Raw genomic sequence first — 13850 nt, 5'->3', positions numbered from 1 at the left:
ACTTTACGCAATCCCTCCCCCGCCTGTCAAGCCACTTCACTTTTCGTCAATGACTCAAAAGATGGTATAATGCAGGAGGAATCATACATACGATGATCATGTATAAAGAGAAAAACAGCCCATAGGAACAGGAGTCTATGCCATGTCACTTGCCCGTGTACTACCTTATACGAAACAATTACTGGAGTCCGTCATCGAACCTGGTGACTGCGTCGTCGATATGACTGCCGGAAATGGACATGATACGCAGTTCTTAGCAGAATGCGTCGGTCCAGAAGGTAGAGTCCTTGCGTTCGACGTCCAAGCTCAAGCCATCGAGGAATCGACACGACGTCTCGACGAAGCCGGAATGTTAGAACGCGTCGATCTTTATCACGAAAGTCACATCCATGTTGGTGCGCGTCTTTCGGACGAACGACGGCCTGTTCGTGCCGGCGTCTTCAATCTCGGATACTTGCCTGGAAGTGATAAATCGATCACGACGACAGGTGAAGAGACGCTTGAAGCACTCGACGCTCTCCTCCCGGTACTTGCACCTGGTGGTCTTGTCGTCCTTGTCGTCTATCACGGTCATCTTGAAGGAAAACGGGAACGCGATGCTGTCCTAGATTACGTCACAGCCCTTGATCAGCAAGGTTATGCCGTTCTTCAGTACCGCTTCTTGAATCAACAGAATCATCCACCGTTCATCATCGCGATCGAGAAAAAAGTGCGCTGACAGTAGAAATAAAGAAGTGATGGCTTCCGCTATGGAAACCATCACTTTTTTCATTCTTCGACTAATTTAAAAAACAACAATAATTTTTCCGCAAACCGTGTATTCAACCGTTCAAAGCTGAAATGCGGGAAACCGTGTAGACGTTGTAAGTAAATCTGATCGCCACCCATTTTCCGACATACTTCGAGTGTCAGTTTGACGTCTGCGAACTGATCGTCTGGTGCATAAAAACAAGCCAAGTTTACACGAGGCAGTTTTTTTCGTTCCTCGTCATGTACGACGATCTCTTCTTCGATTTCCCGGTACTGCGCATACGTCAGTTCACCGATGCGAACGGTATCTTCCGTACTTTGACCAAACGGCAACGTACCGAGTGGCGCATCGGGACGGAAACGATCAAACGCACTCGCGAAGACTTGTTTGACACCTCCGAGTTGTTTCGACGGATGCCAATCAAACAATGGTGAAACGAATGCAAGACTTGCGACTGGTAGTTCATATTCTTGCAATAGACGATTGACGACGAGTGCGCCCATGCTACAGGCGATGATATGAATCGGTAGCTTTCGTTTTCCTGCTTCGCGTAATGCTTCTTTTAACAGTTGACCGTGCTCTTCAAACGAAATGCGACGTGGTGCGTCGACGAGTAACACTTCATACTCTCTTTCGAGTACTCGAATCAAAGCTTCACTCGGACGGGCACGCAGTTGTAACGGATAGACTAATACGATGATTCCTGTTGGTTGTTCAACCACAAACTCACCTCTTCACTTCATAATTCCTTTTCACGATACCTTATTTCAAACGCAAACGAAACCGTCCCGAGACGGATTTCACGAGGCAACATGGCGAAGACGAACGACTGATTCCGCTTGCCCAAACACTTCTTCCGTCATCTCACTAAGTTCTTCAAAACCAAATGAGGTCAGGAATTGACGCGCTTTATAGTTACGTGCTTCCACGTAGACTTCGAGTGGGACGGCTCCTTGTCGTTCGAGTTCACGAATCAGACGTCTTCCGATTCCGTTTTGCTGATATTCCGGCAGGACGTAAAGCCGAATGATCTCCCATGTTCCTTCGACATCAACAGCATGAATGAAACCGACGATTTCCTCGTTGATGATTCCGACATAAAAATACTCTCCCCGTGCTTCTTCCGCTGTCAGGATCGCACGAACGACTTCTTCTTGCGGATACGCCTCCTGCACGAAATGCGCTTTCGAACGTTCGGAATAGATTTCTTCATACGTATCCAACCAAGATGTGACGGCAATGTCATGAATACGTCCTGCATCAGCTGGAATAGCTTCGCGTATTTCCATAATCGGAACCCCCCTTTATACTCATACAAATCGACTCATGTACTTTTACCCTTTTCTAGAAAAAACATTCGTTTCCTGCAAAGTTCCGCGGAAACAAAAAAGCCCGAAAACCCAAGTAGGATTTCCGGACTTTTTGATTATGCGAAACGTTTTGCTTGTTCTTCAAGAACTGCTGCTTTATCTGTTTGCTCCCATGGAAGCTCAACATCTGTACGACCGAAGTGACCGTATGCAGCTGTTTGACGATAGATCGGACGACGGAGATCAAGCATGTTGATGATTCCAGCCGGACGAAGATCGAAGTTTTCAGCAACCAATTCGACGAGTTGTGCTTCAGGCAGTTTTCCTGTGCCGAATGTATCAACCGCGATTGATACTGGGTGTGCGACACCGATTGCGTAAGCGAGTTGAACTTCTGCTTTGTCTGCAAGACCTGCAGCAACGAGGTTCTTCGCGACGTAACGTGCTGCGTATGCAGCTGAACGGTCGACTTTTGTTGGATCTTTACCTGAGAATGCTCCACCGCCGTGGCGTGCGTATCCACCATACGTATCAACGATGATCTTACGACCAGTCAATCCAGCATCTCCTTGTGGTCCGCCAATGACGAAACGACCAGTTGGGTTGATGAAGAATTTCGTTGCTGCGTCGATGTATTCAGCCGGGATGACTGGTGTGATGACGTGTTCTTTTAAATCAGCTTGGATTTGCTCAAGCGTAACTTCTTCCGCATGTTGTGTCGAAATGACGATCGTATCGACACGAACCGGCTCGTTGTTCTCGTTGTATTCGACCGTGACTTGTGTTTTTCCGTCCGGACGAAGGTAGTCGAGTTGACCGTTTTTACGCACTTCTGCCAAACGGCGTGCGAGACGGTGCGAAAGCGAAATTGGAAGTGGCATGAGTTCTGGTGTTTCTTTCGTTGCGTAACCGAACATAAGACCTTGGTCTCCTGCACCGATTGCATCGATTTCTGCATCAGACATGCTACCTTCACGTGCTTCAAGCGCTTGGTCGACACCAAGAGCGATATCTGCTGATTGCTCATCGATCGATGTCAATACAGCACATGTATCCGCATCGAAACCGTATTTCGCGCGTGTGTAGCCGATTTCACGAATCGTTTCACGAACGACTTTTGGAATGTCGACGTAAGTGGATGTCGTGATCTCACCTGCAACGAGAACGAGACCTGTTGTAACAGAAGTTTCTGCCGCAACACGTGCGTTTGGATCCGCTGCAAGAATCGCATCGAGGATTGAATCCGAAATTTGGTCACAGATTTTATCTGGATGACCTTCAGTGACTGACTCCGACGTGAATAGTCGGCGATTAAGGTTTGTCATGTATGACCCTCCCAAAAAAGAATTTGACGGTGTACTCATTTCCCCTAGTTGAGTGGGACGGTAAAATGAAAAAAACCTTTCCAAGTCCAAAAAATGGTCAGGGAAAGGTTGTGCGTTCTTCCTTTACCCTCTTATCGTTCGAAGTGTTTACTTCGCTTCAGGAGAGCACCTTTTCCCTCATTAATATATGAATTAATGTAGGACGGTTGCCGGGTTTCTTCGGGCCTTGTTCCCTCCACCTGCTCAGAATAAGAGTATCCGTTACGAATTACATGATATAAAGTTGTACCTACTCTGTCAAGCAAGGTTTCAAATTCTAGTCGAAACTTTTTAAAAGAGATGTTAAACTATTAATGCTGAAAGCGTTTCCAGATAAATAGAAATCAGCACCAGAAAATGATTGCGCTCTCTTTAGTATGTCATATATAATAAATGTGTCATACTAAATTCAGTGAGCCAAAACCAACGTAGGGGAAAGGTGGGGTCAGGATGCCGATGACGGTCCTGAATATCGAAGAACTACTCAAGAAAGAGCATGTGTTCAAACAACTATCTGTTGCTGAACTTGTCGAACATGCGATTCGAAACGAAGAAGGTGTCCTTACTGAGAACGGCGCACTATCTGTAGAAACGGGGAAATTTACAGGTCGTTCACCAAAAGATAAGTTCATCGTCCGTGATTCTTCCTGCGAGTCTCACATTGATTGGGGTCATGTTAACCAACCGATGGATGGAGACAAATTTGAACAATTGTTACAAAAGGTTCTTCGTTACATGAACGAAGCCGATCAGCTCTACTACACAGAAGCTGCTGCTGGGGCAGATACGCACTTCACCCTTCCGGTTCGTGTGCTCACACAATACGCTTGGCATAACCTGTTTGCCAAACAACTCTTTTTACGCGAGTATCCTGAAGTGGCTGCCTTCGAACCGTTCACGGTCGTCTACGCGCCACATTTCAAAGCAGACCCTACCGTTGACGGAACGAATTCCGAGACATTCATCGCCATGTCGTTTGAACACCGGATCGTCTTGATCGGCGGAACCGAATATGCGGGCGAAATCAAAAAATCGATTTTTTCCGTCATGAACTACCTCTTACCACAAGAAAATGTCCTTTCGATGCACTGTTCAGCAAACGTCGGACACGAAGGCGACGTCGCCTTGTTCTTCGGTCTATCCGGTACTGGTAAGACCACCCTGTCAGCAGACGATAGCCGTCAATTGATCGGTGACGATGAGCATGGTTGGTCGCATAACGGCGTCTTCAACATTGAAGGTGGATGTTATGCGAAGACGGTCAATCTGTCACGCGAAAAAGAACCGCAAATTTTTGATGCGATCCGTTTCGGAACTGTCCTTGAAAACGTCGTGCTCGATGAATCTCGTCATCCTGATTACGATGACACATCGTTGACTGAAAATACACGTGCTGCTTATCCGATCACAGCGATCGATAACATCGCTGTTCCATCACGGGCTGGTCATCCGAAGACGATTGTCTTCTTGACGGCTGATGCGTATGGTGTCTTGCCTCCGATCAGTAAATTGACGAAAGAACAAGCGATGTATCATTTCCTATCAGGTTATACATCAAAACTTGCTGGAACAGAGCGTGGTATCACGGAACCGGAAGCAACGTTCTCGACATGCTTCGGTTCACCATTTCTTCCACTGATACCTGAAAAGTATGCGACGATGCTCGGAGAACTGATTGATCGTCACGGTGTGACCGTTTATCTCGTCAACACAGGCTGGACAGGCGGTGCTTACGGGACAGGTAGTCGAATGAAGCTATCGTATACACGGACGATGGTCAACGCTGCCGTCAACGGAACACTTGCAACGATTCCAACAGAAGAGCACCCAATCTTCGGACTTCATATGCCACTTGAAGTTCCTGGTGTTCCAAGTGAATTACTCAATCCGGTACGCGTCTGGTCAAATCCAGACGAATACAACACACAAGCGCGTTCGCTTGCTGAGAAATTCCAACATAATTTCCTTCGTTTCGAAAGTGCGACGGATGCGATCAAGTCAGCAGGTCCATGTCTATAAAAAAAAGAGCCCTGAGGCTCTTTTTTTTATAGAATGGCATCTGTCTCTTCTTGAAGATGCATCTCTTTTTGCATAAGCCACTCCTGACTTTCCGTCAGTAACGCATATGCTCGCGGAAGTGATACACCTAACCGTTGACTGAGCAATTCGAACTGTTCGAAATCACCGCGATCTGCGCTGATCGCAAGCACTAGACAATCCCGGAACGGATGGTCTTTTCCTTGGAGGACAATCTTCAAGGATTCCTCGATTGGCAATTGATCGATGATGTCGTCAATATCAACGGACAATAACGCATCGATATGCGATAACAAGCCGATCATATAGGCACTCTCTTGTTGCAGCGTCCTTGTTTCTGTTGCAAACAACTCACAGAGCTTTGCACAATGTAAGGAAGAACGCAGCAACTCATTCGACCATTCATAAGGACTTGCGAGCTTCATTTCACGTAAGACAATTAACGAAATCCAGCTTTTAAGTTGAGCGAAGCCAAGTAGTGAGATCGCTTGACGAACGGAACTAACCGTATTGCGTAATCCCACTCCCGGAGAATTGATTAGTTGTAATACCTGGATGCTGATATACGGATTGGCTTCGATTTCATCAATGACTTCATCGTACTTCTCATCCGTATCAAGCCACTTCAGCATCTTTAACAACACCGGCAATTGTGGTGGAACAGCTTTCCCTTTCATCAGCATCGGTTTAGCATAAAAATAGCCTTGGAACCAGTCATACCCCATATCAAGACAACGTGTATGGTCCTCGTGCGTCTCGACACGTTCAGCAAGCATCTTAATATGAGGATAATTACGTCGAACGATATGCAAAATGGCACTTTGCTCGCGAGGGGAAATTGCCTCGATGTCGATTTTAATTAAATCGATCAACGCAAACAATTCCGCTCCGTGCTGTCGAAGTAAATCTGTCACAAAATCATCAAGTGCTAATGTGAAGCCTGCTTCTTTCCAACTATGCAGAACAGACAACATTTCAGTATCAATATCAACTGTCTCTAAAATTTCAATGACGAATCGGTTAGGATCTAAATAATGAATCAGATCACTTTTCAACAAATCTGACGTAAAGTTGACGAAAAGTTTTTTTCCTTCCGCGACATGTTCCACCCCCATATGGACGAGTGTATTCGTCAATACATCCATCGTCGCTAAATCCCCATCAAAAATAGTCATTTGTTCAATCGAACGATACAATAATTCAAATGCATCAATTGATCCAACTCGATTAACGACGGGTTGACGTGCTAATATGATATCCATCGTTCTCCTGCCCCCTCCATTGTCCTCAGATGGTTTCTATTATATCAAAGTTTACTTTTTAGGAGTTTATTGTTTTTTACAATGTATCAATGGTCTATTTTTTCAATCTCTATGCTTCATCTTCCAAAATACAAAAAGCAATACGACAAACGTCGTATTGCTTGAATCATGTATCATATCGGTTCCAAATGCCTGTCTCGAACCAAGTCAAAATATCACGCGTCACACGTAATTTTTCATAGATCGGGAACTGATGTGCATACGCATAAGTCTGAAGCAGGGTTTTGTCGGGATGACGTGCAGCATAAGCCGTCGCATGTCGTAAACGAACGTTCTCATCATACGCACCGTGAATCAATAATACTTCACCTTGAGGAGCGACATGAAGCGGCGAGCGCACCTTATACGCCTCAGGTACGGTGTCTGGTGTCCCCCCCGTATAGCGACGCAACATCTTTTGCATCGTCTTCTGCTCCTCGTAGGTCCATGTCAACTCGGTCACGCCTGCCCACGACACCGTCCGCGAAACTGGACGATGATGAGCCAGGAGTAATGCCATTTGCCCCCCACGAGAAAATCCGAATGCATGAACATGCGAGACACGTTGTTGCAACCAATCGAAAGCACTGCATGCGTCTTCGACATCCCGATATCCGAAATCTTCTTTTCCTGTTCCGCCTAAGTTTCCCCGATAGAAAGGTGCCATGACGAAAAAACCAGCCTGCGCGAACGCGAGCAGCCGTGTCGGTCGAACCATTCCGATAGATCGTGTGCCACCTCGCAAGTAGAGAATCCCCTGTCCGTTCGCGACTTGCGGAAGTACGATATAGGCACCGACGCGCTCCCCGTCTGCCGTCGTATAGAACATCCGAAACGTCCGAAACGGACCTTGCCGCGGAAGTTCAAACCAATCGGCGTTCGCTAAGTACACGGAGTGTCTCCGGAAGGACGCGGTCCTTCATCATGAAACTGTATTGTCGGTTCGTATCGAGACGATCAGGGAGTTCCTCGAACAGAAAAGCACCATCTGTTTCATCTACAGCCAAATGGGATGACAGCGATTCGATTTGTGCGAAGTAGATATTTTTGATGATCGTATCCCCTTTTCCGGCAACACGATATTGCCCGATATACTTCAAGGAATCGATTTTCCCGCCTGTCTCTTCCATCACTTCACGACGTGCGGCTTCTTCTGCCGTTTCACCCGGTTCAACCTTCCCACCAGGAAATTCATATCCGCGTTGCTTATGATGGGTCAGCAACCATTTCCCTTCGTACACGGCAATGACCCACACATGTAGAGGACGATCCGAGAACGGATGGTCCTCAAAACTTAACTCCACTTGATTTTGATAATAATCCAAGAATGTAATCACGTACGTGCACCTCATTTCTTCTTCTAACTTCACTTTACCTGTTTCACGGGTATTCTAAAAGTGAAAACGCTAGGATTGCCTATAAATCTGGAAAATGATTACTCGTCCTCATCTCGTGAACGTAAAAAAACAGCCGATGTTCCACTAAGGAACAATCGACTGTCGTTTTGTATTATTTCAAACGTGCTTCGAGTTCTGCTTTTTCTGCTTCGAATCCTGGTTTTCCAAGAAGAGCGAACATGTTTTTCTTGTACGCTTCGACGCCTGGCTGATCGAATGGGTTTACTCCAAGGAGGTAACCACTCATCGCACATGCTTTTTCGAAGAAGTAGAACAGGAATCCGAGGTGATACGGTGTCATCTCTGGAAGTTCGACTGTCAGGTTCGGAACTTGTCCGTCCGTGTGTGCAAGCAATGTGCCTTCTGCTGCCTTATCGTTGACGAACTGAATCGACTGTCCTGCGAGGAAGTTCAATCCATCAAGGTCCTGAGCGTCTTCTTCAATCGTCAACGCGTGACGCGCTTGTCCGACTTTAATGACTGTCTCAAACAGATCACGACGACCTTCTTGGACATATTGTCCCATTGAATGAAGATCGGTCGAGAAATCAACTGCTGCTGGGAAAATACCTTTGAAGTCTTTTCCTTCAGATTCGCCGTACAATTGCTTCCACCACTCTGATACGTAATGAAGTGCTGGTTCGTAGTTGACGAGTAGCTCGATCGTTTTCCCTTTCGCATACAATGCATTTCGGACGACTGCGTATTGGTACGCTTCGTTGTCAGCTAGGTTTTCGCTCGCGTAGCGCTCTTGTGCGTCACGTGCCCCTTGCATTAACTCTTCGATCGAAATTCCTGCTGCTGCGATCGGTAATAGACCAACTGGCGTTAACACAGAGAAACGTCCGCCGACATCATCTGGAATAACGAATGTTTCGTATCCTTCAGAATCTGCGAGTGTTTTTAATGCACCGCGGGCTTTGTCCGTTGTTGCGTAAATCCGGTGTTTCGCTTCTGCTTTACCGTACTTTTCTTCCATGAATGCTTTCAAGAGACGGAACGAGATTGCCGGTTCTGTCGTCGTACCTGATTTTGAGATAATGTTGACCGATACATCTTTTCCTTCAAGTACTTCAAATAAATCATGCAGATACGTTGATGAGATATTATGCCCTGCATAGATGATTTGTGGTGCTTTACGCTCGTCTTTTGATAACAAGTTATGGAATGAGTGTCCAAGCATCTCGATTGCCGCACGTGCACCGAGATACGAACCGCCGATTCCGACGACTAGCAACACATCAGAATCCGACTTGATTTTTTCTGCAGACGCTTGGATACGTGCAAACTCCGCTTGATCGTAGTTCGTCGGAAGATCTACCCATCCTAAGAAATCACTTCCTGCACCTGTTCCTGCATGAATCGCATGGTGGAGCGTCTTTACGGTCTCCGTCATGTGTTCTACTTCATGTTGACCTACGAATTGTAGGGCTTTCGAATAATCAAAACGTACTGTTGACATGCCATCGTCCTCCTTATTCATTCGCAACGAAATGCGACCTTCCTTTTCATTAAAACGCAAGAAGGAAGGTCGTTCAAGTCTTTTGTGAAAAGATTAGCAAATGTTACGAGTTGTTATAGGGCAGCTGTCACGATTTGACGAACATCCTCGTTTCCGAGTGATTTGAAGTTTCCGAAGTCACCACGAGTCATTGCTGACTTGACGATTGAATCGACTGTATCTTCTTTGATGTCGTAATCCGCAAGACGGTTTGGTGCGCCGAGTGATGTCCAGAAAGCACTAATCGCGTCGATTGTCGCATGTGCTGCTTCCATCTCTGATTTACCTTCCGTGTCGACGTTAAAGACGTTCTCACCGAGTGTGACGAAACGATGTGCGTTTGATTCATCGAGTACGTGGCGCATCCAGTTCGGGAAGAGAATGGCGAGTCCACCTGCATGTGGGATGTCATGAACAGCCGAGACAGCATGTTCGATGTTGTGTGATGCCCAGTCGCCGCGTGCTCCCATTTGAAGAACACCGTTGAGCGCCATCGTACCAGCGAAGAGAATCGTTCCACGAAGTTCCACGTTTTCGAGATCGTTAACGAGTTTTGGTGCTGCTTCGACGACTGCTTTCATGACACCTTCTGTCATGCGTTCTTGAACCGGTGCATGTGCAGGATGGAAGTATTGTTCGAGACAGTGACTCATCATATCGACGATACCGTAGATCGTTTGATCTTTCGGTACGCTGACTGTGTATTTTGGATCAAGAATTGAGAATGTTGGGTACGTAAGCGGACTACCCCAACCATATTTCTCTTGTGTTTTCCAGTTCGTGATGACCGATCCTGAGTTCATCTCAGAACCTGTCGCTGCAAGCGTCAAGACTGTTCCGAATGGAATGACTGTTTTTGGTGTCGCTTTACCGATGACGAGATCCCATGCTTCGCCTTCATACGGGATACCTGCTGCGATCAATTTCGTGCAGTCGATGACAGAACCGCCACCAAGTGCAAGTAGTGCGTCAACGCCTGCTTCACGTGCAATTTTAATTCCGCGTTCTGCAGTTTCGATGCGCGGGTTCGGTTCGACACCGTCGCATTCGACGTACTCGATTCCTGCCGCATTGAGTTCACGTGTGACATCATCATAGACGCCGTTACGTTTAATACTTCCGCCGCCAAACACAAGCATGACTTTCTTCGCACCAAGTGATTCGAGTTGTGGTTTCAGTTGGCTGACTTGACCGTCACCAAAAATAAGTCTTGTTGGATTGCGATATTCAAAGTTTTCCATCTGTGTTGCCTCCTCATTAAGTAATGAACACCTTACATTATCCACACATTCCCCTTTCGCATCTAATTTAATGCTTATTGTATGTAACAATCGCAAAAAAAAGAGAACCGACCGATGTCGATTCTCTCATGTGGCTTATTTTTGGAAGTTTGATTTTTCAATCCATTCTTCCAATTTACCTTTAAGAACGTTGAATCCAGGTGCTTCTTCTTGTTTGAAAGCAGGACCTGCATCGCGACGTCCAGCGTTTTTGCGTGGACCTTTCGCGCGTGCTTCACGTTTTGGAGCTTCCTGAGTTGCTTTGATCGAAAGCTTCATTTTTTTGTTAGCTTCGTCGATGTCGAGAACTTTAACAGTTACTTCATCGCCAACTTTTACGTAATCGTTGATGTCTTTTACGTAATCGTGTGAGATTTCTGAAATGTGGACGAGACCTTGTGTTTGCTCGTCAAGTGCTACGAAAGCACCGAAGTTTTGAATACCAGTTACTTTACCAGTAACGACTTGGTCTTTTTCAAAGTTTGCCATAATGTATACACTCCCTAACTAAATTCATCAACTTATAATAACACACTTTTCTTGTATCGTAAAAAATATTTTTGGAATTTGTTTATTTTTTATTTCACAAGGGAACATTTTAGTAGCAAGACTTCAAGTATTCCCCCTGATTCTGCCGAACTTTCCGAGTTCGGCCCTTTTTTTGTTCTTTTACTCAATTGACCTAAAAAACAGATACCGAAAAGTGATGGGAACGACTTTCAAAACGCTCTAATAAAAACGGACAGTCTCGGTCTGCTCGCTTTCCGCGGACAAGCCCTCATGCCGCTTCAGATGCGTCGCATCTTCCAGGGTCATGACGACTTGTTTTTCCGCAGGAGTCGAGCAGAACCTCACCTGTCCTAGCGTAAAGGAAATATAGAGTAGAAGCAATGATAAATTAAGAGGGACATTACTTACTTAAAAATCAAACTGCAATTGACAATGACCGTTCACAAATGAACCTGAACGAAAGTGTTCTTCAATCCATTTATCGCGACGAAAATGTCCACATACCCAGTGTGCATTACGATAGTGCGGTTTAATAAGGCACATTCGAAGTCCTCCTTTCCTTTAAGCAAGGAAGGATTACTTTCAGCTTCGAACAAATAAAATTGTTTTACTTGAGGCACATATGTAGTATTGTTTGATTAAGTTCTTAACAACACTATTCTTGTTCGAATAGACATTGCCGTGTCTGTTCGAACGCAACGTGCAGCTGAGAGTTAACTCCCTCGCTGTACTAAGCAGTTGCGATTTCGTAGCTGCTTTTTTTGTACACTTTTTCGGACCACCTCCTCTGATATCTGAATTTTCGATTATTTCAACCATAAAAAAAAGGACTAACTGAATAGTGTAAACAAAACTTTATCAGTTAGTCCCTTCCACATACTTTTCATTTCACTTACAAATCGTCGAATCCATTCGCATCCGTTACTTTCGCATATGAACGTGATTTTTGTTCGAAGAAGTCCGATTTCGTCGCGTTCATCGAATCATCTGAATATGCCCGAATCCATGGCATGACGTCTTCGTCGTGTCCTTCGTAGAGGTCCGACAAACCGATGACGCGAAGGCGTTTGTTCGCAAGATATTTGACATAGTCACGCATTTCACTGACGTCCAGACCGTCTAGATCACGCAAGACATATTCGCTCCATTCGATTTCAAGATCCACCGCACGCTTAAACGTGTCGTAGACGAATTGTGTGAATGAGCCATCTGCATCAATTTCAGGATGCTCTGACAAGACAGCACGTAATAACTGGCTGATGAAGTACGAGTGTTGCAATTCATCACGTTGAATATAGCTGATCATCGTCGATGTTCCGACCATCTTCTGATGGCGTGCTAGGTTATAGAAGAAAGCAAAGCCAGAATAGAAGTTGATCCCTTCAAGAACGATTGAAGCAACGAGTGATTTCGCGAAGTTCTCTGGAGTCCGGTTATTTTGGAAATCTTCGTATAAATCAAGAATGAATGCATTACGCTTCATGACCATGTCATCGTCTTTTGCGATATCGAAAATCCGGTTTTGTTCAGCCAATGGAACTAAGCTGGATAAGACGTAGCTATACGATTGATTATGAACGACTTCCTGTTGCGCGATGATGGCGAGAATCGCATGAACGGATGAGTCTGATGTGAACATCGCTGATTCCAAAATATAACGTGTCTGAACCGAGTCAAGGATCGAGAGTAGCCCAATGATTCGTTTGAATGCATCTTGTTCCCGTTCACTCAATTGATTCCATTGTTGCATGTCTTTTGACATTGAAATCTCATCTGGAATCCAGAAGTTCGATAACAGTTGTTTGTAAATCGAGTAAAACTGTGGATAGGCAATATCGTTCCAATTGACGATGGCACTTGTTTCGCCACCGATGATCGCTGTCGCGCGGTTTGGATGACGTGCATCAAGCAGTTTGATTTTTTGTAGCTGTTCCATGTGCTTCGACTCCCTCTTGCTGTAATTGAAGAATGGTCCGTCTTGTCCATTCCTTGACGAGATGCGGGCGATTGCGTGGCGACTGTTCGATTTTCAACAGTTCTCCGGCAAGCGGGATCCCGAATTTCGAGAGGTGATACGCCATCTCATCGACGGCGCGACAATATTTGACGAACATCTTATCCCCTGTTCCAAAAACAGCTGCCTGCGGAATCGCATGCGTGCTCTCCTTCAAAACCGTTCTAAGACAGTCGCGCATATCGTCGGGTAATTGCCCATCGCCCCACGTATACGAACCAAAATAGACGATATCATAAGGCATTAACTGATACGTCGTCACTTCGTACGCAAACAACATCGTCGGCTCGATTCCCATCTCAGAACACGTCTTCGCGACGAGTTCTGCCACCTCCTCCGTGTTTCCACTCAATGACGCGTATACGATTGCTGCCTTCATGATATC

At 45.7% G+C, this 13850-nt stretch carries 13 protein-coding genes and 1 riboswitch; of the genes, 2 read left to right on the top strand and 11 right to left on the bottom strand.

What is annotated here, in order from left to right:
* Positions 1-121: 121 nt before the first annotated feature.
* A complete protein-coding gene (mnmM, locus tag Q9R23_RS05530; protein ID WP_255344364.1) occupies positions 122-718 on the top strand; it encodes a tRNA 5-(aminomethyl)-2-thiouridylate-methyltransferase MnmM in 597 nt (198 codons plus the stop codon).
* A gap of 50 nt (positions 719-768) precedes the next feature.
* Here the strand turns inward: mnmM and Q9R23_RS05525 are convergent, their stop codons facing one another.
* The 3 genes from Q9R23_RS05525 to metK form a co-directional block, all read right to left on the bottom strand.
* Entirely contained in the window at positions 769-1473 is a 705-nt protein-coding gene (locus tag Q9R23_RS05525; protein ID WP_035406117.1) for a serine aminopeptidase domain-containing protein, read from the bottom strand.
* A 78-nt stretch (positions 1474-1551) separates the two neighbouring features.
* Entirely contained in the window at positions 1552-2040 is a 489-nt protein-coding gene (locus Q9R23_RS05520; RefSeq protein WP_311246587.1) for a GNAT family N-acetyltransferase, read from the bottom strand.
* A 137-nt stretch (positions 2041-2177) separates the two neighbouring features.
* Positions 2178-3386: a methionine adenosyltransferase gene (gene metK, locus Q9R23_RS05515; RefSeq protein ID WP_023469108.1), complete on the bottom strand. Its 1209-nt coding sequence runs from the start codon at positions 3384-3386 to the stop codon at positions 2178-2180.
* A gap of 128 nt (positions 3387-3514) precedes the next feature.
* A riboswitch (SAM riboswitch) is annotated at positions 3515-3641 on the bottom strand.
* Between the two features lie 234 nt (positions 3642-3875).
* Between metK and pckA the strand changes: the two genes are divergently transcribed.
* Positions 3876-5444, top strand: a complete 1569-nt coding sequence (gene pckA, locus Q9R23_RS05510; RefSeq protein WP_311246586.1) for a phosphoenolpyruvate carboxykinase (ATP) — start codon at positions 3876-3878, stop codon at positions 5442-5444.
* Positions 5445-5470: 26 nt separating this feature from the next.
* Here pckA and Q9R23_RS05505 read toward each other — a convergent pair whose 3' ends face one another.
* The 8 genes from Q9R23_RS05505 to Q9R23_RS05470 all read right to left on the bottom strand — a co-directional run bounded on the left by Q9R23_RS05505 (position 5471) and on the right by Q9R23_RS05470 (position 13844).
* Entirely contained in the window at positions 5471-6724 is a 1254-nt protein-coding gene (locus Q9R23_RS05505; protein WP_311246585.1) for an EAL and HDOD domain-containing protein, read from the bottom strand.
* 166 nt (positions 6725-6890) lie between these two features.
* Positions 6891-7655 carry an alpha/beta hydrolase family protein gene (locus tag Q9R23_RS05500; protein ID WP_311246584.1) on the bottom strand — a complete coding sequence of 255 codons (765 nt, stop codon included), beginning with the start codon at positions 7653-7655 and terminating at the stop codon, positions 6891-6893.
* Positions 7627-8100 (bottom strand): RNA deprotection pyrophosphohydrolase, encoded by a 474-nt coding sequence (gene ytkD, locus Q9R23_RS05495; protein WP_035406108.1) that lies wholly within the window; start codon positions 8098-8100, stop codon positions 7627-7629. Before ytkD ends, Q9R23_RS05500 begins: the two co-directional genes overlap by 29 nt.
* Positions 8101-8272: 172 nt before the next feature.
* Positions 8273-9622: a glucose-6-phosphate isomerase gene (locus Q9R23_RS05490; RefSeq protein WP_035406105.1), complete on the bottom strand. Its 1350-nt coding sequence runs from the start codon at positions 9620-9622 to the stop codon at positions 8273-8275.
* 113 nt (positions 9623-9735) lie between these two features.
* Positions 9736-10902 carry an iron-containing alcohol dehydrogenase gene (locus Q9R23_RS05485; RefSeq protein WP_035406102.1) on the bottom strand — a complete coding sequence of 389 codons (1167 nt, stop codon included), beginning with the start codon at positions 10900-10902 and terminating at the stop codon, positions 9736-9738.
* A gap of 135 nt (positions 10903-11037) precedes the next feature.
* Positions 11038-11430, bottom strand: a complete 393-nt coding sequence (gene yugI, locus Q9R23_RS05480) for a S1 domain-containing post-transcriptional regulator GSP13 (protein WP_012371159.1) — start codon at positions 11428-11430, stop codon at positions 11038-11040.
* Between the two features lie 913 nt (positions 11431-12343).
* Complete coding sequence (locus Q9R23_RS05475; RefSeq protein WP_214852703.1) at positions 12344-13387, bottom strand: ribonucleotide-diphosphate reductase subunit beta; 1044 nt, start codon at positions 13385-13387, stop codon at positions 12344-12346.
* The gene (locus Q9R23_RS05470; protein WP_311246583.1) at positions 13356-13844 is read right to left on the bottom strand and encodes a flavodoxin domain-containing protein; all 489 of its coding nucleotides are present in this window, start codon (positions 13842-13844) and stop codon (positions 13356-13358) included. The genes Q9R23_RS05475 and Q9R23_RS05470 overlap by 32 nt, the downstream gene beginning before the upstream one ends.
* Positions 13845-13850 lie beyond the last annotated feature (6 nt).

Origin of the sequence: Exiguobacterium sp. BRG2 (assembly GCF_031844245.1) — a bacterium.
In the GTDB taxonomy this organism is placed as follows: domain Bacteria; phylum Bacillota; class Bacilli; order Exiguobacteriales; family Exiguobacteriaceae; genus Exiguobacterium_A.
Note: the sequence above shows the minus strand (reverse complement) of the source record. Positions and strands in the feature narration are given on the sequence as shown.